Annotated in this window: 20 protein-coding genes; 13 read left to right on the top strand and 7 right to left on the bottom strand. The window is 62.1% G+C overall.

Going from position 1 to position 22281, the window contains the following annotated elements; all coding sequences use genetic code 11:
* Both greA and EPO61_14810 read left to right on the top strand, forming a co-directional pair.
* Entirely contained in the window at positions 1–477 is a 477-nt protein-coding gene (gene greA / locus EPO61_14805) for a transcription elongation factor GreA (GenBank protein ID TAJ07228.1), read from the top strand.
* Positions 478–581: 104 nt separating this feature from the next.
* A complete protein-coding gene (locus tag EPO61_14810) occupies positions 582–1388 on the top strand; it encodes a hypothetical protein (GenBank protein TAJ07229.1) in 807 nt (268 codons plus the stop codon).
* 74 nt (positions 1389–1462) lie between these two features.
* On the opposite strand, the gene EPO61_14815 is transcribed toward EPO61_14810, so the two are convergent.
* The 3 genes from EPO61_14815 to bioA all read right to left on the bottom strand — a co-directional run bounded on the left by EPO61_14815 (position 1463) and on the right by bioA (position 5695).
* The gene (locus EPO61_14815) at positions 1463–2182 is read right to left on the bottom strand and encodes an ROK family protein (GenBank protein ID TAJ07230.1); all 720 of its coding nucleotides are present in this window, start codon (positions 2180–2182) and stop codon (positions 1463–1465) included.
* Between the two features lie 20 nt (positions 2183–2202).
* A complete protein-coding gene (locus EPO61_14820) occupies positions 2203–4209 on the bottom strand; it encodes a glycoside hydrolase family 15 protein (protein TAJ07231.1) in 2007 nt (668 codons plus the stop codon).
* 82 nt (positions 4210–4291) lie between these two features.
* A complete protein-coding gene (gene bioA / locus EPO61_14825; GenBank protein ID TAJ07232.1) occupies positions 4292–5695 on the bottom strand; it encodes an adenosylmethionine--8-amino-7-oxononanoate transaminase in 1404 nt (467 codons plus the stop codon).
* A gap of 102 nt (positions 5696–5797) precedes the next feature.
* Between bioA and EPO61_14830 the strand changes: the two genes are divergently transcribed.
* The 11 genes from EPO61_14830 to EPO61_14880 all read left to right on the top strand — a co-directional run bounded on the left by EPO61_14830 (position 5798) and on the right by EPO61_14880 (position 17109).
* A complete protein-coding gene (locus EPO61_14830; protein TAJ07233.1) occupies positions 5798–7609 on the top strand; it encodes an elongation factor 4 in 1812 nt (603 codons plus the stop codon).
* Complete coding sequence (gene lepB, locus EPO61_14835; protein TAJ07234.1) at positions 7606–8394, top strand: signal peptidase I; 789 nt, start codon at positions 7606–7608, stop codon at positions 8392–8394. Before EPO61_14830 ends, lepB begins: the two co-directional genes overlap by 4 nt.
* Before the next feature lie 15 nt (positions 8395–8409).
* Complete coding sequence (gene rfaE1 / locus EPO61_14840; GenBank protein TAJ07235.1) at positions 8410–9420, top strand: D-glycero-beta-D-manno-heptose-7-phosphate kinase; 1011 nt, start codon at positions 8410–8412, stop codon at positions 9418–9420.
* A complete protein-coding gene (kdsB, locus tag EPO61_14845) occupies positions 9413–10189 on the top strand; it encodes a 3-deoxy-manno-octulosonate cytidylyltransferase (protein ID TAJ07236.1) in 777 nt (258 codons plus the stop codon). Before rfaE1 ends, kdsB begins: the two co-directional genes overlap by 8 nt.
* Before the next feature lie 42 nt (positions 10190–10231).
* Entirely contained in the window at positions 10232–11842 is a 1611-nt protein-coding gene (locus tag EPO61_14850) for a CTP synthase (protein TAJ07237.1), read from the top strand.
* A gap of 106 nt (positions 11843–11948) precedes the next feature.
* Positions 11949–12782, top strand: coding sequence for a 3-deoxy-8-phosphooctulonate synthase (locus tag EPO61_14855; protein ID TAJ07238.1), 834 nt, complete (start codon positions 11949–11951; stop codon positions 12780–12782).
* A complete protein-coding gene (locus EPO61_14860) occupies positions 12779–13735 on the top strand; it encodes a KpsF/GutQ family sugar-phosphate isomerase (protein TAJ07239.1) in 957 nt (318 codons plus the stop codon). The genes EPO61_14855 and EPO61_14860 overlap by 4 nt, the downstream gene beginning before the upstream one ends.
* Complete coding sequence (gene pgsA / locus EPO61_14865) at positions 13674–14387, top strand: CDP-diacylglycerol--glycerol-3-phosphate 3-phosphatidyltransferase (protein TAJ07240.1); 714 nt, start codon at positions 13674–13676, stop codon at positions 14385–14387. The genes EPO61_14860 and pgsA overlap by 62 nt, the downstream gene beginning before the upstream one ends.
* A 42-nt stretch (positions 14388–14429) precedes the next feature.
* Positions 14430–15035: a glycerol-3-phosphate 1-O-acyltransferase gene (plsY, locus tag EPO61_14870; protein ID TAJ07241.1), complete on the top strand. Its 606-nt coding sequence runs from the start codon at positions 14430–14432 to the stop codon at positions 15033–15035.
* Between the two features lie 63 nt (positions 15036–15098).
* Positions 15099–15725: a hypothetical protein gene (locus EPO61_14875; GenBank protein TAJ07242.1), complete on the top strand. Its 627-nt coding sequence runs from the start codon at positions 15099–15101 to the stop codon at positions 15723–15725.
* Positions 15726–15741: 16 nt separating this feature from the next.
* A complete protein-coding gene (locus EPO61_14880) occupies positions 15742–17109 on the top strand; it encodes a Do family serine endopeptidase (protein ID TAJ07243.1) in 1368 nt (455 codons plus the stop codon).
* Between the two features lie 366 nt (positions 17110–17475).
* Here EPO61_14880 and EPO61_14885 read toward each other — a convergent pair whose 3' ends face one another.
* The 4 genes from EPO61_14885 to EPO61_14900 form a co-directional block, all read right to left on the bottom strand.
* Entirely contained in the window at positions 17476–18072 is a 597-nt protein-coding gene (locus EPO61_14885) for a hypothetical protein (GenBank protein TAJ07244.1), read from the bottom strand.
* Between the two features lie 19 nt (positions 18073–18091).
* Complete coding sequence (locus EPO61_14890) at positions 18092–20191, bottom strand: elongation factor G (protein TAJ07245.1); 2100 nt, start codon at positions 20189–20191, stop codon at positions 18092–18094.
* A gap of 13 nt (positions 20192–20204) precedes the next feature.
* Entirely contained in the window at positions 20205–20966 is a 762-nt protein-coding gene (locus EPO61_14895; GenBank protein TAJ07246.1) for a YqgE/AlgH family protein, read from the bottom strand.
* Positions 20967–21060: 94 nt separating this feature from the next.
* Positions 21061–21867: a JAB domain-containing protein gene (locus EPO61_14900; protein TAJ07247.1), complete on the bottom strand. Its 807-nt coding sequence runs from the start codon at positions 21865–21867 to the stop codon at positions 21061–21063.
* Positions 21868–22281 lie beyond the last annotated feature (414 nt).

Genomic DNA, 22281 nt, shown 5'->3' on the forward strand with positions numbered 1-22281 from the left:
ATGCCGACACCGATCACCAAGAAAGGCTACGACGCGCTGAAAGCGGAACTGGACCGGTTGCACAAGGTGGAGCGACCCAAGGTCATCGAAGCGATCGCCGAGGCGCGCGCGCACGGCGACTTGAGCGAAAACGCCGAGTACGACGCCGCCAAGGAACGGCAGGGATTCATTGAAGCACGGATCGGCGAACTCAATCACAAGCTGGCGGATGCGCGGATCATCGACACCTCCAAACTCTCGAGCGAGACCGTGGTTTTCGGCGCCACGGTCCTGATCGTCGAATGCGAGTCCCAGCAGAAAAAGCAGTACACCCTGGTCGGGCAGGACGAAGCCGACCTCAAGGACGGGAAGATTTCGGTTCAATCGCCTGTAGGCAAGGCTCTGATCGGAAAACGAGTCGGGGACCTGGTCGAAGTCACCACCCCGGCCCGCGTGGTGGAGTACGAAGTCTGCGAAATCCGGTTCGAGACACTTTAAATGAGTCGAAAAGTCTGTAAAGTCAAAAAGTCTGAACGTCGCATCCAGGCTTTGGACTTGCCAACTTTGAGACTTGTTGACCGTTCAACTCACGCCTAGCAACCATGCCGTCCGCCATTTCCGTCATCACGCTGCTGACCGACTTCGGCACCCGCGATTACTTCGTGGCCAGCATGAAGGGGGTGATCCTCAACATCAACTCCCAGGCCCGCCTCGTGGATCTCTCCCACGAGGTCGCGCCGCAGCAGATCGAAGAGGCGGCTTATCTGCTCAAATCCTCCTACCGATACTTCCCGGACGGGACCATCCACGTCGCCGTGGTTGACCCGGGCGTCGGCAGTGCCAGGCGCCCGCTGCTCGTGACGACCTCCCGCTATTTTTTCATCGCGCCGGACAACGGGCTGCTCAGCTACATCTTCGAGGAAGAAACCGGGGTGGAGGTCCGCGTAATCGAGAACAAGCAATACAGGCTGGATTCGGAAGGAGCCACCTTCGACGGGCGGGATCTGTTCGCGCCGGCGGCCGCCTGGCTGACCAGAGGCCAGTCCCCCGGTTCCTATGGGCGATTGATTCGGGACTATGTGAAGTTGCCCATCGAGGAACCGGCGGTGGCCCACAAGGTGCTGACCGGCCGGATCGTGTACGTGGATCGCTACGGGAACCTGATCTCGAACATCACCCCGCTGCACCTCAAAGAACTGCAAGGAGTCGCCAGAAAATCCGCGTCCGATGTCACGATCCGCCTCGCCGGCACCGAAATCCAGGGGCTCGTGGGCTGCTACGCCGACGGGGACAAGGCCGATCCCAAAGCCCTGATCAACAGCAACGGGCAGGTGGAAGTCTTCGTCAAGGAGGGCAGCGCCGCCGACACCCTTAAGTGTTCCCGCGGCGAGAAGATCGAGTTGTTCTAGGCGAACCCTCCACGGAATCCGCAGCGAGTCCAGCCAAGCGACTGAGAACGAAGCTGGAGAGCTTTTTCAGTAGCCTACTCGCGCCAGAGAAAGATGCCGCCTAAGAGCCCAGCCACGTTCGGGACAATCTTCACATTGGAGGGGAGAGGAATGGCAATGTGCTTGGTATTGCCACCACCGATGTAGAGAACGTCATAGTTAAATAGAGCGTCCAGCGCTTGGATGGCCTTGCCCAGCCGGCTGTTCCACTTGTCCTTGCCCGCCTTCTTGAGCGCTATATTGCCAAGCTGTTCCTCATAGGTCATGCCCTTGCGGAAGGGATGGTGCGCCAGTTCGAGATTGGGAACCAGGCGACCGTCCACAAAGAGAGCCGACCCCATGCCGGTGCCCAGCGTCATGACCACTTCGACGCCGCGGCCCGTAATGGCGCCGAACCCTTGCACATCGGCATCGTTGGCGACACGGACAGGCTTTCGAAGGAGGCGCTTCAGCGAAGCCGCCAACTTGTAGCCTTGCCACGCCTGATCCAGATTGGGCGCGGTCACTGTGACACCGTTTCGAACCACGCCGGGAAAGCCGACGGACACCCGGTCAAACGGCCCTTTTGCCTTGGCCAGGCCGGCAATCACGTCGAGCACCGCCTTCGGCGTGGCCGGCTTGGGAGTCGCCACGCGGCCCCTGGTCGTCAAAGGCTTGCCCGACCCATCCAGGATCAGCGCCTTGATTCCGCTCCCGCCGATATCGACCGCTAACGTCTTGATCTGAGCCGGCGGCTCAACCTTGCCTTTCGCCATCGCTCACTCCCGCACGCATCCTAATTGGAGAGGGCCCGCCACTTGGCCAGATATTCCTGCACGGTCGCCACAAAGGTGGCATGGCTCCAGGTCAAGGGCGACACGGACAGAGGGGCATGGGTCTCGGGATGCACTTGCTCCGCTAAGACTCCGGAGGCCAGCCCATGCTCAACGCACCAAGTCAGCACGTCGGCAGCCGGCTTCAGATCCCCCCGTTTCGTGGCCGTCGCGATGGTCCACTGGGCCAGCCAGAGCGTGCAGATGAACCAGGGATTGCCGGGCACATTGGCCACATCCTGGCTCTGCTGGTGGTAGTAGTCGTTTTCATAGCGGGCCACGCCGCCGACGCCGGTCTTGATCCACAGTCGTTCGCGGATCGCCTTCATCGTGCGGACGATGCGCGGATCATCCGGCCCAAACATGCCGAAGTACCAGAGTCCGAACATGGAGGCGTCCAGCGTCTCGTCGAACTCCCAGGTCCCATCGGGCTTCTGGTTGGCCATCCGGATGAACCGGTCCCGTTCCGGCCGATAGAGGACCGTTTCAACACCGGCCTTGATCTCAGCCGCAGCGGCCAGGTACTGCTCGCCTTGTTTCATCTCTCCGAAGGCTTGCGCAAAGCTCGCGGCCGCCGTCAAACCGGCCCAGACCGCCGCAGTGGTGAATGCCAGGACTCCGCGGCGCTCTTCCCAGAGATCGTAGGAGGGGAGGGGCAGCCCGGTTTTCTTGTCCCGGTATCCGACCATGAAATCGGCGGCCCGGACGATCAGCGACCGGTACAGCGGCTTGATGTATTCGACGTCCTTCCACCGTTCGAAGTGGTTCCAGAGGGCCCAGAGGACCAGCGCCGTTTCGTCCTCCTGAATCGGCAAATCCTTGTGACCTTCACGCACCCAGGGATGCCAACTCGAGGCCAGGGTGCCATCGGGGTTGTACTTGTGCAGCAGATAGCCTTCCTTGCTCAGAATCTCCCGGCAGAAATTGAAGAAGGCCTGTGGAATGGGCAAGTAGCCGGCCAGGTTTATCGCATGGGCGACCAACGCGCCATCGCGGGGCCACATATAGGAATAGGTATCGCGCACGGCGGAGGCGATATCGGAATCGTTCGCCGCAATAATGGCACCGCCATTGTCGATCTGCGTCCGCAGGATCAACAGACTCGCCAAGTAGAGGCGGCTGATCTCGGCGGACAGGTCGCCGAAATCCGGTCGGTGCACATCCAACCAGAGATGCCAGTAGGACGCGGTCCGGCTCAGAAAGTGCCAGGGCCCTCGGTGGCGGACGGAGCGGTTGAGTCGCGTCACTTCTTCGAAGTCATTGCCCACCGCCAGCCAGTAATAGGCGGTCTGCATCGTCTGGGGAGGAAGCGTCAGGTGCACCGCCACGGTGGAGTCCACCGATCCCTGCGCGATCGGATTGCCGGACAGAACCCCATCCTCGGCATCCCGCCACGTGCCTTGCAGCCCGCTGACGCCCTTATGCCCGCAGGCCCATTGCTGCAAGCCGATGTGCCAGCCGGCCACCGAATCGGCCGCATCTTCCGGCCGCTTGCCCGGCGTCGCCCCGTTGATCAGGAACCATCGGGCCCCCTTGTAGTGACAGACCGATCGGCGCTCCGGCTCGTAGTAGGCCGTGTCGCCCACTTCATGGGATGAGATATGCAGATCGTGGTGAAAGAAGAACCGGACCTCGCGCGCCCGGTCCGTCTGGTTGTTCACGTCGATCCGGCGCACATAGAGGTTTTCGTGAAAGTCCACCGCATCATGGCACACCAGCTCGAGTTCCAGTTCAGGGTGCGACAACTGGACTTGGGTCACCAGCGTCTCCTCCTGATAACAGAGTCGCCGCGTCCAGCCGGGATCGTCCAGCCATTTGAACCGCCCCTCCACCCAGACGCCGAATCGGAAGACCTGCCCCTTGGTATGGTTTTCCAGCCCCACATGCGGCCAGTACAGATCACGGAGCTGGTAGGTACAGTCGAAGTTGACGAGGAGTGAGCCGTTCCCGATGGGCAAATCGCGCGGCATGCGTCTGACTCCCTTCCTTCAGATTGAGCCGCCAGTGTACCTTATCGGCGCAATCGTCCCAACACAAAAGGCTTTTCCCCGACTATGGCCGCATGCGCGGGCGCCGGCCGGCGGCCGGCGGGGGCTCGGTCACCGTCCGGATCGCAGCAGAAACAATCGCCGTCATGCGGGACAGTTCCGTCACCGTGACGGCCAGCGGCGGCATCAGGACCACGACGTTGCCCAAAGGCCGGAGCAGCAGACCGCGTCGGCGCGCCTCCATCACCACCCAATGGCCTTTTCGCTCCGTCAGCGGATAGGGCTCCTTCGTGGCTCGGTCCTTGACCAGTTCGATGCCGACCATGAACCCTCGTTGCCTGACGTCCCCCACATGCGCCAAGCGGGCAACCGGTTTGAGCAGCCGGCGCAACGTGCGAATCTTGCCTTGCATGCGGGCCAGCGTCCCTTCCGTTCGGAACACCTCCAGGTTTGCCAAGGCAACCGCGCACGCCAGGGGATTGCCCGTGTAGCTGTGGCCATGAAAGAACGTCTTCCATTCCCCGTATTGTCCCAAGAACGCGCGATAGATTGCCTCCGTGGCCAATGTCGCCCCCAACGGGAGATAGCCGCCGGTGAGCCCCTTGCTGACGGCCATCAAATCCGGGGTGACCTGCTCATGCTGACAGGCGAACATCTTCCCGGTCCGCCCGAATCCCGTGGCCACTTCGTCGGCGATCAAGAGGACCTTGTATTTCGTGCAGAGTTCCCTGATGCGGGCCAGATAGCCGGGCGGCGCCGTCAGCATCCCGGCGGCCGCTTGCACCACAGGCTCGATGACCAGCCCGGCAATGTCGCGATGCCGCCGTTTCAGAATCTGCTCGATCGGGGCGACACAGGCCAACCCGCAAGTCGGATAGGTTTTCTTCAAAGGGCAGCGGTAGCAATACGGCGGCTCCGCGGCGATCGCGCGTACCAGCAGGGGATTGAACCGGTCCCGGAACAGACCGATCCCGCCGATGCTCATCGCCCCGGCCGTATCGCCATGGTAGGAAAGTTGGAGATGCAGAAAGGTCCGCTTGGGGCCGGCCTTGGGATGGCGCTGCCGCCAGTACTGGATGGTCATCTTCAGCGCGACTTCCACGGCGGTGGAGCCGTCGTCCGAATAGAACACCCGCGTCAATCCGCGTGGAGCCAGCTTCACCAACGATCGGGCTAGGGCAATGGCCGGCGGGCTGGACAAGCCCAGCAGGGTGCTGTGGGCGACTTTCCCGAGCTGAGTGCGGATCGCGCGATCGAGGGTGGGATGCCGGTGGCCGTGAACATTGACCCAGATCGAGGAGACTCCGTCGAGGTACTTACGGCCCTGGGTGTCGATCAGCCAAGAGCCGCGGCCCCGCTCAATGATCAGGGGAGACTCTTGCTCCCATTCCTGCATCTGGGTGAAGGGGTGCCAGAGGTACCGGCGGTCCCAGTCGGCAAGCTGTTTTGCGTCAGAAGAGGGAGTCATGCAAGCCAAGCCGCATCCACGTGACGAATCGCCGGATTATACGGGCCGTTCACTTCTTTGACAACCCGGCAATGACCGCCTATAATGGGCTGATTTACGAGCATGAGCAAGGACTTGCAAACCCGCATCAGGAATTTTTCCATTATCGCCCATATCGATCACGGGAAATCTACCCTCGCTGACCGATTCCTTGAAACGACGGGGGCCATCACCGCCCGCGAGTCCCGAGACCAGATCCTGGATGCCATGGACCTGGAACGGGAGCGCGGCATCACGATCAAGGCCCATGCGGTGGCCATCCGGTACAAGGCGGACGACGGGCAGACGTACCAGCTGCATTTGATCGATACGCCGGGGCACGTGGACTTCACCTATGAGGTATCCCGCAGCCTGGCCGCCTGCGAAGGCGCCATTCTGTTGGTGGATGCCACGCAAGGGGTGGAAGCCCAGACGATCGCCAATGCGCACCTGGCCATGGCCAACAATCTTATGATCCTCCCGGTCATCAACAAAATCGACCTGCCGAGTTCGGATGTGGAAGGGGTCAAGCACCAGATCCAGGAGGTCTTGGGACTGGATGTAGCCGACACGTTGCTGGTCAGCGCCAAAGAAGGGAAGGGCGTCAGGGAAATCCTGGAAGCCGTGGTGGCCCGGGTGCCGCCGCCTTCGGGAGATTCGGACAAGCCCCTGAAGGCCCTGATCTTCGATTCCTGGTTCGATAATTACCAAGGCATCATCGTCCTGACCCGGATCGTGGACGGCTCGATCAAACCCGGCACGAAGATCCGCCTCATGTCGAACAACAAAGTCTTTGACGTACTGGAAGTGGGCCAATTCACGCCGAAGCGCACGAAGACCGAGCGGCTGAACACCGGGGAAGTCGGCTATGTCTGCGCCGGCATCCGGGAAGCCGCCGACACCAAAATCGGCGACACGATCACCGATGCGAACCGCTCCACCGACTCGGCGCTGCCCGGCTACAAAGAGGTCAAGCCCCTGGTCTTTTGCGGACTCTACTCCACGGACACGGCCCGATTCGAGGACCTGCGCGACGCGTTGCAAAAGCTGCGGTTGAACGATTCCTCGTTCGCCTACGAACCGGAAACCTCGCTGGCGCTGGGGTTCGGATTTCGCTGCGGCTTCCTCGGACTCCTGCACATGGAGATCATCCAGGAGCGGCTCGAGCGGGAATACGAACTCACGCTCATCACCACCGCGCCCACCGTGGTGTACCAAGTCCTCACCACGAAGGGGGACATCCTCCAGATCGACAACCCGGCAAAACTGCCGACCCCGTCGGCCATCGCCAGCTTCGAGGAGCCGTTCATCCAAGCCACGATCATCACGCCGGAGCGCTACGTCGGCAACATTCTCCAGCTCTGCCAGGATCGGCGCGGCACCCAGAAGGGATTGCACTATCTGGACCCGACGCGGGTCATGCTCACGTACGAATTGCCCTTGAACGAGGTCATCCTGGATTTCTACGACCGGCTGAAATCCAAGACGCAAGGATATGCGTCGCTTGACTATGAGTTGATCGGCTACCGTGAATCGGACCTCGTCAAAATCGACATGCTGCTGAACGGGGAGACCGTGGACGCGCTGTCCTTCATCGCCCACAAGGAGAAAGCCCATATCCGGGGCCGGCAGATGGCCGAGAAGATGAAGGAGCTCATCCCCAAACAGATGTTCGAAATCGCCATTCAGGCGGCGATCGGCAACAAAGTGATCGCTCGCGAAACGGTAGGCGCGATCAAGAAAAACGTCACCGCCAAGTGTTACGGCGGCGACATTTCGAGAAAGCGGAAACTGTGGGAGAAACAGAAGGAAGGCAAGAAGCGGATGAAACAGATCGGGCGCGTCGAAGTGCCGCAGGAGGCCTTCCTGGCCCTGCTGAAGGTGACCGGCGAATGAGCCTGGAGCAGGACCAGCCCAGAGTGGAGGACGTGACGGGGACTGCGGTGCACCACGCCGACCCTGCCATGCCGGAGTCCGTCTCGGCGGCCGAGCCGGTCGCGACGGCCGGCGTCGCCTCACGCGCCGGCAAATCCCTGCTGCGCGAGTACGCGGAGGCGATCGTCGTGGCGATGCTGCTGGCCTTCGCGATCCGCGTCTTCGTCGTGCAGGCGTTCAAGATTCCCTCCGGCTCCATGATCCCCACGCTGCTGATCGGAGACCATATCCTGGTCAGCAAGCTCTCCTACGGGTTGCAGTGGCCCGCCGACTGCAAGTTCCGCATGAGCTTCCCGCCGGTCACCTGTTACGCGTCCCGGACGGTGCTGTCCTTCGGCAAACCGGAACGCGGCGACGTGATCGTATTCCGGTACCCGGAGGATGAAGAGAAGGATTTCATCAAACGCATCGTGGGCCTGCCCGGCGACACCATCGAGATCCGCCGCAAGATCGTGCACGTGAACGGAGCCCCTTTGGATGACCGGGCCTTCACCCAGCGGGTTGATCCCGGCGTCATCGACGGCCATATCAACCCGCGCGACAACTTCGGACCGATCACCGTCCCGGCACAGTCCTACTTCGTCATGGGCGACAACCGGGACCAAAGCCTCGACAGCCGGTTCTGGGGGTTCGTGAGCGAGGAAAAGATCAAGGGCAAGGCGTTCCGGATCTATTGGTCCTGGAGCGGGCAGGGCGCCTGGCAGGACTGGGTACGATGGGAACGATTCGGCAAGGCCATTCGCTAAACCACGTGACGCGACATGAGTCGTGAGTTGAACTCAAAACTAAAAACTCAAAATTCAAAGCTGATCGGGCATATCCGACGCTTTCCCCAGGCCACCGTCCTGGTCCTCGGCGATCTGATCCAGGACCATTATATTTGGGGCAAGGTCAGCCGCATTTCCCCCGAAGCCCCGGTGCCGGTCGTCCACGTCCAGTCGGAATCCCGCCAACTCGGCGGCGCGGCCAACGTGTACCACAACATTCTCACTCTGGGGGGCAAGGCCGACCTCTGCGGCGTGGTGGGATCGGACGAGGAGGGGCGGCGCCTGTTCAAGCAGATGGGCGGAGGGCAGGCATCCAGAAGCGGCATTGTGGTCGATCCGGACCGGCCGACTACCTGCAAGACCCGCGTCGTAGCCCACCATCAGCAAATCGTCCGGTTCGACGTCGAGCGGGCGGTCGAGATCAAAGCAGCGATCCAGCGCCGCCTTATCCGGCACGTCGAGTCCCGGCTGCGACAGATCTCCTGCCTGGTCGTCTCCGATTATGCCAAAGGCGTGGTCACGGCGCCGCTCATGGCCGAGTTGACCCGCCTGGCTGCGCTCCGTCGCATCCCGATCATCGTGGACCCCAAGGTCGAACACTTTGCCTACTATAAAGGCGTGACGGTTCTCACCCCGAATCATCTGGAAGCGGGACAGGCCGCAGGTATCCAGGCCGAGGATGACCGGTCCGTGACCGAGGCCGGCGAAGTCATCCGCCAACGGCTGGGCTGTCGCTCGGTCCTCATCACCAGAGGCGAGAAGGGGATGAGCCTGTTCGAGCCGGACGGAGCGGCCTGGCACATTCCGACGATGGCCCGGCAAGTCTTCGATGTGACCGGCGCGGGCGACACGGTGATCGGCACCCTGGCGCTGGCCCTGGCAACCGGCGCGTCCCTGAGAGACAGCGCCATCCTGGCGAATCAGGCGGCCGGCATCGTCGTCGGCATGGTCGGTACGGCAACCGTCACCGCGACGCAACTGACCGAGGCCTTGCAACATGGCTAGCCCAACGACATCGGTCACCGTCGTCATTCCGGCCCGCTACGGGTCCTCGCGCTTTCCCGGCAAGCCGCTGGCCCGCCTCGCCGGGAAGCCCATGATTCAACACGTCTACGAACGGGTGCGGGATGTCCCGCACATCCGTCAGGTCCTGGTAGCCACCGACGACCAACGCATCAGCGACGCCGTCACGGGATTCGGAGGCCAGGTCATGCTCACGCAGGAGCCCTACCGGACCGGGACGGACCGGGTCGCGGGCGTGGCCCGCCAGGTTCCTGGCGAGGTCTTCGTCAACCTGCAGGGGGACGAGATCGCGCTTCACCCGGGCCTCTTCAGCGATTTGATCGAGCCGTTCCTCGACAGCCAGGCCGAGATGGGTACCCTGAAACGGCGCCTGACGACGGCGGACGAGATCGCCAACCCGGGCATCGTGAAAGTCGTCACGGACCACGAGGGCCATGCCCTGTACTTCTCGCGCGCACCCATCCCTCATGTGCGGGACGGGGAACCGGCGCCGGGACGGTCCGGGTTGCATTATGTGCACTTGGGCATTTACATTTACAGGCGTGAAACGCTGATGCGGATCGCCGGCCTGCCGACCGGCCAGCTCGAGGAGGCCGAGAAGCTCGAGCAATTGCGGGCGCTCGAACAGGGCATCCGCATCCGGGTCTGGGAAACACACCATCCCTCGTTGCGGATCGACACGCCGCAAGATTTGGATGGCGCGGCCAAGACCTTGGAACGGCTGGCGCCTTGTTCCGCAACGTCCTCATGAGGCAACCAATCCGGACCGTACGGCATTCAGGCGGAGGGTGACATGGCCACCAGCAGCAAGTACATATTCGTGACCGGCGGCGTGGTCTCGTCGCTGGGCAAGGGCCTGGCCTCGGCCTCGATCGGCAACCTGTTGGAAAGTCGGGGACTCAAGATCACATTCCTAAAGCTGGACCCCTACATCAACGTGGACCCGGGCACGATGAACCCCTACCAGCATGGAGAGGTCTTCGTCACCGACGACGGGGCGGAGACCGACCTGGACCTGGGCCATTACGAACGCTACACCTCGCTGACCTTGACCAAGGAGAACAACTACACGACCGGTCGGATCTACAACGCCGTCATCACGAAAGAACGGCGCGGCGACTATCTGGGCGGGACGGTCCAAGTGGTGCCCCACATCACGGACGAGATCAAGCGGTCGATCACGCAGGTCGCCCAGGGCGTGGACGTGACGATCGTCGAGATCGGCGGCACCGTCGGCGACATCGAGAGCCTGCCGTTCCTGGAAGCGATCCGCCAGATGCCCTACGACGTGGGCCGCGAGAACGTGCTCTACATCCACCTGACGTTGCTCCCCTATATCGGCGCGTCCGGCGAGCTCAAGACCAAGCCCACACAGCACTCGGTGAACAAGCTCCGGGAAATCGGCATTCAGCCCCATATCCTCTTGTGCCGGACCGACCGGTATATCCCGCCGGAACTGAAAGCCAAGATCGCCCTCTTCTGCAACGTGGAAAAGGACGCGGTCATCACCGCCAAGGACGTGGAGACGGTGTACGAAGTGCCGATCGTCTTCCGCAAGGAAGGGTTGGACGAGCTGATCATCCGGCTGCTGCATCTGGAGACAGGTCCGCCCAACCTCCGCGAGTGGGATGCGATGGTGCAGAAAATCAAGTATCCCAAACACGAAGTCTCCATCGCACTCGTGGGCAAGTACGTGGGACTCAAGGAGTCCTATAAGAGCCTGACCGAAGCGCTCGTGCACGGGGGCATCGACCATGAGACGCGCGTCACCATCCACTGGCTCGAATCGGACGAGATCGAGCGGGTCGGGAACGAACGGCTGTTGCGGGACGCGGACGGCATCCTGATTCCCGGCGGATTCGGCGTGCGCGGCATCGAGGGCAAGATCGAAACCATCCGCTTCGCGCGCGAACGAGGCGTGCCGTTCCTCGGCCTCTGTCTGGGCATGCAGTGCGCGGTGATCGAGATGGCCAGAAACGTCGCCGGGCTGAAAGGCGCCAACAGTTCCGAGTTCGACCCGCAGAGTCCGCACCCGGTGATCCACCTGATGGCCGACCAGCGTTCGGTGCAAGAGCTGGGCGGAACCATGAGACTGGGCGCGTATCCCTGCCGGATCGAAGAGGGCACCTTGGCCCACAAGGCCTACGGCGTGACCGAAGTGCGCGAACGCCACCGTCACCGGTACGAGTTCAACAACGCCTACCGGGAACAATTGACCGCTAAGGGCCTGGTGTTGTCCGGCCTGTCTCCGGACGGGCGTCTGGTGGAGATCATCGAACTCAAGGGACACCCCTGGTTTTTGGCCACGCAGTTCCATCCGGAATTCACCTCGCGCCCGCACCGGCCGCATCCCTTGTTCAGCGCGTTCATCGGCGCGGCCCTGCGGCGCAAGTGCGGACACTGAAAAACAACGCTGCATGCTGAAGGCAAAATGATGAATGAAATCCATGGAAGAGCGGACCGTTCCGCCGTTCATCATTCATCGTTCATCATTTATCATTGGATCTGCCATGCATGAAGTGGATCTCGGCCCGTTCAAAATCGGGGCCTCGCACCGCCACTTTCTCATCGCCGGCCCCTGCGTGATCGAAAGCGAAGGGCTCGCGCTCGAGACCGCGCAACGCATTGCCGAGATCACCCGTGCGCTCGGCATCCCTTACGTCTTCAAATCGTCCTACGACAAGGCCAACCGGACCTCCATCACATCCTTTCGAGGTCCCGGGTTGGAGGCAGGACTCGCCGTGCTCAAGAAAGTGCGCGAGCAGGTGGGCGTGCCAGTGTTGACCGACGTGCATGGGCCGGAGGAGGCCACGCGGGCAGGGGAGGTGGTCGACGTTCTTCAGATTCCGGCGTTCCTGTGCCGGCAGACCGACCTGCTGGTCGCCGCGGCCAAGACCGGCCGGGTGGTCAACGTCAAGAAGGGCCAGTTCCTGTCGCCGGGAGAAATGGCCAACGCCGTCAAGAAACTGGAAGAAGCAGGCAACCGGCGCATCATCCTGACCGAGCGGGGCTCCTCGTTCGGTTACAATAATCTCGTCGTGGACATGCGTTCCCTGCCGATCATGCGGAGCTTCGGCTACCCGGTGGTCTTCGATGCCACCCATAGCGTCCAGTTGCCGGGCGGCGCCGGGACCAAATCTTCGGGGCAGCGGGAGTTCATCACCCCCCTGGCCTGCGCCGCGGCGGCCGCGGGTTGCGACGGGTTTTTCATGGAGGTCCATCCGAATCCGGACGTCGCCTTGTCGGATGGCCCCAACATGGTTCCATTGCACGCATTGAAGCCGTTGCTGGAGCGGCTGCTCAGGATCTGCGAGGCGGCAGGGAAAGGCGCACCGATAGCATGAGCGTTCCGGAAGGCAAACGCGTGCTTGCGATCGAGGCCAAGGCCATCGCCGGCCTGGTCGAACGTCTCGACCACCGGTTCACCGAAGCCGTGGACTTGCTGTACGGCTGCACCGGGAAGGCCGTGGTCTCTGGCATGGGCAAGTCCGGCCTCATCGGACAGAAAATCGCCGCCACCATGGCCAGCACCGGCACCCCGGCCTTCTTTCTCCATCCGGCCGAAGGCATTCACGGCGACCTGGGCATGCTGGCCCGTCGCGACGCGCTGATCGCCATCTCCAACAGCGGCGAAACGGAAGAACTGCTCAAGCTCTTGCCCTTCGTCAAGCGCCTGAACATCCCCGTCATCGCCATGACCGGCCGGACCCAGTCGACGCTGGCCAAGAACAGCGAGATCGTCCTGGACGTCTCGGTGCCGGAGGAGGCCTGTCCCATGGGCCTGGCCCCGACCGCCAGCACGACGGCGACGCTCGCCATGGGGGACGCCCTGGCCATCGCCTTGCTGCAAAAACGCGGGTTCAAGGAAGACGATTTCGCGCAATTTCACCCGGGCGGCACGCTCGGCCGCCGCCTCCTGCTCAAAGTCCGAGACCTCATGCACCAAGGCGCCGCAATTCCGCAAGTGTCTGGCCAGGCTTCCGCCCACCACGCCATTCTCGAAATGACGGCCAAGAAGCTCGGCCTGACCACCGTCGTGGACCAGGCCGGTCAACTCCTGGGCATCATCACGGACGGAGACTTGCGCCGGGTTCTGGAAAAGGGCATGGATCTGGCCACGGCCCGCGCCGGAGATCTGGCGACGAAACGGCCCAAAACCATCGGGCCGGACGAACTGGCGGCCAAGGCCCTGCAGATCATGGAGCAATATTCCATCACCGCCCTGGTGGTGGAGGATGCGGGCCGCATCGCCGGCATCATCCACTTGCACGACTTGCTCAAGAGCGGTGTCGTCTAACCATCGTGGAGATTCCTTGAGCTTACGCGCAACCGACGCAGTCAAGCCCACCGGAGCCCCAGGGTTCCTGGTCCAGGCCCGCGCCGCGCTGGCCACGAACGTCAACCTGGCCAATCTCCTGACCTTCGCGCGGATCCTGTTGATTCCGGTGTTCGTGGTCTTGTTCGCCAATCCCACACCGGACCGGTCCCTGGCTGCCGCCCTGGTGTTCGCCGTGGCCGCGGTGACAGACCTCCTGGATGGCTATGTTGCCAGGCGCACCGGCCAGATCACCACATTGGGGAAACTCCTCGACCCGATTGCCGACAAGCTGCTCGTCTTGTCCGGCCTCATTCTGCTGGTGCAATTCGATCGGGTTGCGGCCCTGGTAGCCATCGTCATCATCGCGCGCGAGCTGGCGGTGACCGGGATCCGAGCCATCGCCGCGACGGAAGGGGTGGTGCTGGCAGCGGAAACGATCGGGAAGTGGAAGATGGCCCTGCAAGTGGTGGCCATCGTCATGCTCATTCTGGAGGACAGCCTGACCGCCATCGCCTGGCCCTTGCACCTCCTGGGGACGGCCATCTTATACTTGGCCCTAGCCCTCGGCCTGTTCTCCGGCGGCCAGTATCTCGCAAGTTTCTGGCGACAAATCGCATCCAAATACATCTAGCATCACTTGAACAATGACCGTGCATGCCGGTGAAGCACTGAGATGGCAGAAGAATGGATCGCTGCCGGCCTGGCAGTAGCCGGATATCTGCTTGGCGCCATCCCGTTCGGAATTCTGGTGTCCAAATGCCTGGGCTTGCCGGACCCGCGCACCGTCGGCAGCAAGAACATTGGGTTTACCAATGTGCTGCGGGTGTCCGGAAAAACAGCCGGCCTCCTGACCCTGATCGGCGATATGGGCAAAGGCTGGCTGATCGCCTGGATTGCCGCCCAGAGCTTGCACCAGGAACCGCTGATCCTAGCCGTCGCGGCGACACCGATCGTCGGGCATCTGTTTCCGGTCTTCCTCGGCTTTCGAGGCGGCAAAGGCGTGGCTACAGCCATGGGGGCGGTCGCCGGCGTGGCGCCATGGCTGGGGCTCATGCTGCTGGCGACCTGGCTGATCACGGCCGGAATCTGGCGCTATTCATCGGGGGCGGCCTTGACTGCCTTTGCCGTGCTACCTGGGGGCGCATGGGCAGCCGGGAAGAGCACAGCCTTCGTGGCCTTTACGATTGCCATCAGCGTGGCGATCTATTGGAAGCACCAGGGCAATATCAAACGGCTCCTAAACGGGACCGAATCGAAGATCGGCCAATCTACGAGTTGACATAATCGATCTTATCCGACGCTGAATATTTGACCACGGCGAGCAAATAAGGTCCAATAGCCCATGACTACCGAGTTTCTCCATCGCATCCGCAAAGAGCTCACCGTCACGCTCACCGGCCTGCACGAAGTCGTCATTGCCGTCTCCGAGCGCGTGAACCGGAAAGTACAGATCCTCAAGCTCCATTGGCAAGCCTCAGCCATGGATCAGCAGATCGAAGCCATCCACCAGAGGATCGGCGAGCAAATCGTCTCCCGCCTGACAGAGGGCGGTGCGGCAACGCACTCCGACTCCAACCGGCAAGAGATCGACCACCTCCTCGCCGAGGCCACCTCCAGGATTCGCCTTCTCAAAGGCGACCTGGGCCAAGTGGAAGCCTTGATGCGGGAACTGGAAGCCGAAACCCTCCGCGAGACATTACTCAAGGTCCAGCACGACTTGTTCACCCGTGCCGCCTCCCTGGAGCGGGTCGTGGTCAACCACGGAGCTTCGGCCAGCGGCCGCGCGCCCGCGCAACTCGGACTGGCCGCTTCCACCCACGTCGTCGCGATCCTCCGGGGAACCGCCATCTTGACCCAGCCGGACAGCATCGCATTTCGTCCCGGCGACATTGTCATCCTGATCGGACGGCGGGACGATTTGCAAACCGACACGCAACTCTTCACCCAACGTCAACGCGCCCTGGCATAAGAAAGAGGCCCCGCCCATGACGCTCAAGCCTCTGCGAACCCTCCTCATCCTCGGCGCCCTGGCAACCTGGCCCTTGCCGCAACCGGCTGCCGCGGAAAGCGCCGGGCTCCGCATGCTCGAAGAAATGCAGGGGGTCATCACGGACTTGGCCGAACGGGTCAAGCCCTCGGTCGTCAATATCCTGCCCTCCCCGGGACCGGGGCGTTCCAAAGACAGCCCGAAGGACCGGCCGCCGCCCAATTCGCCCGGCACCGGATCGGGCGTGATCATCGACGGGAACGGCTACATCCTCACCAACAACCACGTGGTCGGCGAGGCCAACGAAGTCGAAGTACGCCTATCGGATCGCACCAAGCTCATCGCGCAGGTCATCGGAAAGGACCCGGACACGGACTTGGCCGTGCTGAAGGTGTCCACCGATCGTCCTCTGCCCAGCGCCACGTTCGGCGACTCGGGCTCCGTGAAAGTCGGCCAGTGGGTGCTGGCCGTGGGCAATCCCTTCGGCCTGGAGCGCACCGTGACCCTGGGCGTCGTCAGCGGCATAGGCCGGGAGAACATGAACCTGTCGCGGTACGAGAATTTCATCCAGACCGATGCCTCCATTAATCCCGGCAATTCGGGCGGCCCCCTCTTCAACGTCCACGGTGAAGTCATCGGGATCAACACCGCCATCATCAATTTCGCCCAGGGGATCGGCTTTGCGATCCCCTCGAATATGGCCAAACAGGTCTTCGAGCAACTGCGCACCCACGGTAAGGTCGTCCGGGGCTGGCTGGGGGTCGGCATTCAACCGGTCACGGGCGAATTGGCGGCCAAGTTCGGCGTCTCGGAAGCCGAAGGGGTCCTGGTCAACGAAGTGTTCGAGCACGATCCGGCGGCACGCGGCGGCATCAAGCCGGGCGATATCATCACCAAGGTGGACGGGAAAGTCGTAGATACGCCCAACGCCCTCTCCCGCCTGATCGCCGCGCTGGAACCGGGCGCCACCACCTCCATCGAAGTGGTCCGCGACGGACGGCGGCAGACGCTGGCCGTGGCCCTGACCGAGCGGAAGGACGCCCCCATCGTCGCCTCCCTCCCCGCGTCACGCGCCGAGATGAAGCTGGGCATCGACGTGCAGGACCTGACCAGCGAGCTGGCCGAGAAGTTCAAGCTGCGGGACAGCAAGGGGGTGCTGATCGCCAAGGTGGACCAGGGAAGCATCGCCTACACGGAGGGACTGCGGGAGGGCGATCTGATCAAGGAAGTGAACCGCAGCGAGGTCGGCACGGTCAACGAATTTGCGGCCGCCGTCAAACAGGTCCGGCGCGGCGAGACGATCCTGCTACGCGTCCTGCGCGAAACCCGGGCGTTTTATGTGGTGCTGAAACCCAGTGACAAGTGAGAGGCCACGGCTGGCCCACCCCTCCCACTCCCCTGCCTGTTCAATGAACCCAAGATAGCCACGGATGACGAAGAGAAGAGAGGGCGGCCTGGTTAATCCCCTGTGCTCGCAGAGCGCGCAATAAGCACGTGCTCGCTCGATGCGCGCAGTGGGGGATCAACCAGGCCACCCTTCAAAAATAGCTTTCCCGCCACGCTGCCCCCTGCCCATCCCTTCCATCCGTGGCGAAGAGAGAAAAAGAGAACGGGGCCAGACCGCTTAGAGGCCTGGCCCCGGCTGCCAGTTCTAACTGTTTTTAATTCACACTCACACAATTCGACGCTTCAATTGCCAACTGGTGAGAGCATCAGATTTAGGTCCTACCAGTCAGCACCGGCACTGGTGGCAACGATCCTCGCCATTGCAGATACTCACGACCTTTGGGGGTGATCTGTATAAATTCTCAACCTCGCTGACCAAGTGGTGGCTTTGGATTGCGGCGAAAATAGCACCACGTTCGTTTGCATCTGGAATGAATGGCTGGAGAAATGAATCGAAAAAATTGCGCGAAACAGGCTGCGGGAGAGTAGCGAGCCAGTCTAATACGGCCTGCGTTGATCGCACCAAAAATAAATTCAGATAACGATACTCCCAAAGTGCAGCATTGGCCCGCTCAGACTGGATAAGCTGGCGAATCTGCTGAGCCTGTTCCTGACTCACATTGATTCCCACTGGCAACAGAATCTGCGTTTGGTCCGCGAGGGCTGGCGGTTGCTGCCTCGGGGCAATGTCTTCTTGAACCCTTTCTTGCTGTGACGCGATGATTTCGCTTCCACCTGGAAATTTTATGCGAAATATCCTCCCGATAAGCCCAGCGATGTCTTTGCGAAACATCATCAGAAAGGCCAGTGCCACGACGCCGAAGATAACTGGAGCAGAGAAGAGGACTTTCATGTATTCGAGAACGAGACGGGCTAGCTCCATCTATTATCTCCAACAATGATTATTGATGCACCGCTGCCTTGGTGGCCTTATGCTCGTCGATGATGCGCTGGGCCTGGTCGCGGGGGACTTCTTCGTAGGAATGGAACTCCATGGCGTAGCTGCCGCGGCCGCCGGTGATCGAGTTGAGCGTGGGCGTGTATTTCAGCAGCTCGACTAGGGGCACCAGGGCCTTGATGGTCTCGGTGGCCCCAGTGGCGTTGACGCCGAGGATGCGGCCCCGGCGTGAATTCAAATCCCCGATCACCGCCCCCACCGCGTCGTCCGGGGCGGTCACTTCGACCGTCATGATCGGCTCCAACAGGATCGGCTGCGCGGACTCCAGGGCTTTTCTGAAGCCCATCGAGGCGGCGATCTTGAAGGACATTTCCGACGAGTCCACCGTATGGTAGGACCCGTCATAGACGGTCGCGCGCAGGTCCACCACCGGAAACCCGGCGAGAATCCCTTCGTGCGTGGCGTCGATGACTCCCTTTTCCACCGCCGGGATGAAGTTTCGGGGAATGGCCCCGCCGACCACCTTGTTGACGAACTCAACCCCCTTCCCGCGCGGCAAGGGATCGAGCTGGAGCCAGCAATCCCCGAACTGTCCGTGCCCGCCGGTTTGCTTTTTGTACTTCCCCTGGGCTTGCGCCATTTTGCGGATCGTTTCCTTGTAGGGCACCTTGGGCGTATGAATGTTGACGTCCACCCCATACTTCCGCCGCAGCTTCTCGAAGGTCACGTCCACGTGCAACTGGCCCATGCCGCTGAGAATCATTTCCTTGGTTTCGTTATTGCGGACAAACTCCAGCGTGGGGTCCTCCTCGACCAGCTTGTGCAGCCCCAGACTGACCTTTTCGATATCCGCCTTGGACTTGGGCTCCAGGGCGAAGGACATGACCGGCCGGGACAGGTGCGGATTGGGATAGCGGATGGGATGATGATCGTCGCAGATCGTATCACCGGTCTGGGTGTCCTTGAGTTTGCCGATGGCGCCGATCTCCCCGGCCTTCAGCAGCGGCACCTGGACATATTTCTTCCCGAGAATCCAGAAGACGTGGCCGCCCTTTTCCTTCACCGTACGGGTCGAATTGTAGAAAGCCGCATCTGCCGCCAGCGTCCCGGAGAGCAGACGCACATAGCTCAACCGTCCCATAAAGGGATCGATGATGGTCTTGAAGACGTAGGCCGACATGGGGTCGGTCGGGTCGGCGTTGCGCGTCACCGGCTCCCCCGTCTGGGGGTGGAGCCCAGCCAGCGGCGCCTGGGCTTCCCGCTCGACCGGCGACGGCAGGCACCCGGCCAGCATGTCCAGCAGCAAGGTCGAGCCGATGTTCCGCACCGCCGAGCCGCAGAGGACCGGCAGGAAGCTCAGCCTTTGCGTCCCATTCTTCAACCCTTTGGTGAGCTCTTCCGCCGTCAGATCGCCTTCGGCCAGATACTTTTCCAGCAGCCGGTCATCCGTCTCCGCCACCCCTTCCGCCAGTTTCTTGCGCGCCTCCGCGCACTGGCCGGCCAGGGCCGCAGGAATCGTCCCCTGCTGCACCTTGGGACTGTCCTTGACCGGCCGCCAGCTCGCCCCTCCGACAAGGTCCACCACCCCTTCCAACTGTGGCCCTTCCCCGATCGGGACTGCAACCGGCAATCCCTTGAACTCGAGCGCTTTCTCGCAGCCCTCCAGCGCCGGTCCAAGGAGGGTCCGATCCTTGTCGAGGTCGTTCACGAACAATAGGCAGGGCAAGCCCAGCTCCTTGATGCTGGACCAAATCTTCTCCAGCTCAGTCTTCACGCCGGCCGCCGCACTAACCACGATCAGGACACCATCGACCGCCCGAAGCGCCATCCTGGCCTCGCCTTGAAAGCTCAATGCCCCGGGGGCGTCAATGACATTGAACCGGACCCCCTTCCAGTCGAAGTGGGCGACCGATGCGCCGATGGACACCTTGTGGTGCGTTTCTTCCGGCTCGTAATCGCAGACCGTCGTGCCGCTGGGAATCGACCCCATCGCGGGAATGGCCCCGGCCGTATAGAGGAGGGCCTCGACCAACGACGTTTTCCCCGCGCCCGTATAGGAAACGAGCGCGATGTTGCGGATGTTGCTGATAGTCACGTCTTTCATGGCACCTCCCTGTTCAGCCCGCAACTGGGGTTTCAGGAACATGCGCATCAAATCCGACGATGGTCCGGGTTCCGGACGTCCCCCGTCGGTCGAGGGCTTGGATCTGGCCTGGGAGCTCCGGTCTGTCGTTCAACTCCTGCCAGAGATCGGCCGGATTTTTCTCGAAGATGCTTGCGGCATCCGCCGGCAGCACCCGCCAAGAGCCTTGGGCCATTTCCGATGCCAGTTGGCCCGGCCCCCATCCAGCATAGCCGGCAAAAGCCCGAAATGTCTCGGCCGGCGACGGCTTGGCAATGACCCGTTCGAGATCCTTGAGATTCCCGCCGAGGTAGATGCCCTCCAACACCCGACGCGCCTGCGCCGGCTCCTGCGTCAGCCGGAACAGCATGAGCAGGGCTTCCGGCTGCACCGGTCCGCCGGCAAATAAGAGATGGGCTGTGCCTTGCAAGGTCGGCACGTCGGACAGGGCCTCGGACAGGAGGAAATTGGTCGGACGATTGAGGACCAGCCCCAGCGTCCCCGCTGACCCATGGTCGCAAATCAGAATGACGGTGTGGCGGAAGTTCGGATCTAGAAGGCTGGGACTGGCGACGAGAAATACCCCTTTCCCCAGGGGCGTCGAGATTGCGCCGGTGAGACGTGCTCCGGCAACGACCGGCCGGGACGAGAGCGCCAGCACGGTTGCTGCGACCAGAGAGACGGCCAGGACCAGGCACACACCGAATGCCGGCCCCGTCGGGACCGTCCGCTGCGCCCTTGGCCCGTGGTTGGTCATCCTCGACCACCCCCTGCCGACACTTCGTAACGAGCTTATAGTAAACCCACCGGCGCCCGCAAATGGATTCCGCGACCCCGCCCCTTCCCGTGCATCAAGTATCCGACCCGTCTGGCCCGGACCGCTTCCGCAGGGCTTGAGGCCTACGTCCGCGCCGGCGCGTGGCCGGGACCGCAGTTCCGTCGGACAAGGGGCCGGCCCGCTCGCTCAACCAGCCCTGGTCGGCGAAACTGACATAGCGGCCGTCCCCGACGATCAGGTGATCCAGCACGGCAATGCCCAGGAGCTGGCCGACCGAAACCAGCCGTTCGGTCAGCAGCCGGTCCTCCTGGCTGGGAGCCGGGTCACCGCTGGGGTGATTGTGCAAAAAGATCACGGCCGCAGCCGATTCCCGCACCGCCAACGTAAACACTTCCCGCGGGTGAACGATGCTGAGCGTGAGGCTTCCCACGGACACCGTCGCGTCCCGAATGATGGCATGCTTCGCATCCAGCAAGATGATCTTGAAGACCTCGTGACGCAGATCGCGCAGAAGCGGGTGATAGTGCGCGAACAAGTCCCGGCTGGACCCGATGCGCGTCCCCGTCGAGAGCGGGGCCGCCAACACGCGCTTACCCAATTCGATGGCCGCCTTCAACTGCGCCGCCTTGGCCGGACCGATCCCCGGCACTTGGCAGAGTTCCTCGAATCCCTGGCTCGCCAGACTCCCCAACCCGGACGATTGCGCCAACAGATCCATCGCCACCTGCACCGCAGACCGGTCCTGCCGCCCCACGCGCAAGAGAATGGCCAAGAGCTGCGCATCGGAGAGGGATTCCGGTCCCTCACGGGCCAGTCGCTCGCGTGGCCGCTCGCTCTCCGGCCACCGGTTGATGCCTCCGGGACGGCTCTGTTCTCCCACCTCACAACCTCTCAAGACAAAACGGAAAAACCACGTAGGTGTGACAATTATGACGCAGGAAAGTGACGATTTTTGGAATCATTGTCTTTGCTACGGCCATGTCATCACCTAGGCCAACATGCGTAACATATTGATATTACTTAAATGACATCCATGGTCTGATATTTGCTTGATTTATCGCCCCAGTACAGCACCCGTGACCAGGAGGATGACATGGAATGTCCGAAATGCAACGGGTTGATGATGTCGGAGCGCTTCTCCGACTTCTTCCTCATCTTCTACGCCTGGAAGTGCATCAACTGCGGTTCGATCATCGACCGCACGATCTCCACGAATCGGCGGAAGAGCTTAGAAGCCCCGGACATGCACCCGGTGCCGACGCGCTGAGCCGGTACGGCTCAGCCTCGGCGCCTC

The sequence above is a fragment of the Nitrospirota bacterium genome, from assembly GCA_004296885.1.
Classification (GTDB): Bacteria; Nitrospirota; Nitrospiria; order Nitrospirales; family Nitrospiraceae; genus SYGV01.

Coding starts and splice junctions, on each gene's coding strand:
- greA (TAJ07228.1), top strand. CDS start 1: ATGCCGACACCGATCACCAAGAAAGGCTACGACGCGCTGAAAGCGGAA.
- EPO61_14810 (TAJ07229.1), top strand. CDS start 582: ATGCCGTCCGCCATTTCCGTCATCACGCTGCTGACCGACTTCGGCACC.
- EPO61_14815 (TAJ07230.1), bottom strand. CDS start 2,182: ATGGCGAAAGGCAAGGTTGAGCCGCCGGCTCAGATCAAGACGTTAGCG.
- EPO61_14820 (TAJ07231.1), bottom strand. CDS start 4,209: ATGCCGCGCGATTTGCCCATCGGGAACGGCTCACTCCTCGTCAACTTC.
- bioA (TAJ07232.1), bottom strand. CDS start 5,695: ATGACTCCCTCTTCTGACGCAAAACAGCTTGCCGACTGGGACCGCCGG.
- EPO61_14830 (TAJ07233.1), top strand. CDS start 5,798: ATGAGCAAGGACTTGCAAACCCGCATCAGGAATTTTTCCATTATCGCC.
- lepB (TAJ07234.1), top strand. CDS start 7,606: ATGAGCCTGGAGCAGGACCAGCCCAGAGTGGAGGACGTGACGGGGACT.
- rfaE1 (TAJ07235.1), top strand. CDS start 8,410: ATGAGTCGTGAGTTGAACTCAAAACTAAAAACTCAAAATTCAAAGCTG.
- kdsB (TAJ07236.1), top strand. CDS start 9,413: ATGGCTAGCCCAACGACATCGGTCACCGTCGTCATTCCGGCCCGCTAC.
- EPO61_14850 (TAJ07237.1), top strand. CDS start 10,232: ATGGCCACCAGCAGCAAGTACATATTCGTGACCGGCGGCGTGGTCTCG.
- EPO61_14855 (TAJ07238.1), top strand. CDS start 11,949: ATGCATGAAGTGGATCTCGGCCCGTTCAAAATCGGGGCCTCGCACCGC.
- EPO61_14860 (TAJ07239.1), top strand. CDS start 12,779: ATGAGCGTTCCGGAAGGCAAACGCGTGCTTGCGATCGAGGCCAAGGCC.
- pgsA (TAJ07240.1), top strand. CDS start 13,674: ATGCGGGCCGCATCGCCGGCATCATCCACTTGCACGACTTGCTCAAGA.
- plsY (TAJ07241.1), top strand. CDS start 14,430: ATGGCAGAAGAATGGATCGCTGCCGGCCTGGCAGTAGCCGGATATCTG.
- EPO61_14875 (TAJ07242.1), top strand. CDS start 15,099: ATGACTACCGAGTTTCTCCATCGCATCCGCAAAGAGCTCACCGTCACG.
- EPO61_14880 (TAJ07243.1), top strand. CDS start 15,742: ATGACGCTCAAGCCTCTGCGAACCCTCCTCATCCTCGGCGCCCTGGCA.
- EPO61_14885 (TAJ07244.1), bottom strand. CDS start 18,072: ATGGAGCTAGCCCGTCTCGTTCTCGAATACATGAAAGTCCTCTTCTCT.
- EPO61_14890 (TAJ07245.1), bottom strand. CDS start 20,191: ATGAAAGACGTGACTATCAGCAACATCCGCAACATCGCGCTCGTTTCC.
- EPO61_14895 (TAJ07246.1), bottom strand. CDS start 20,966: ATGACCAACCACGGGCCAAGGGCGCAGCGGACGGTCCCGACGGGGCCG.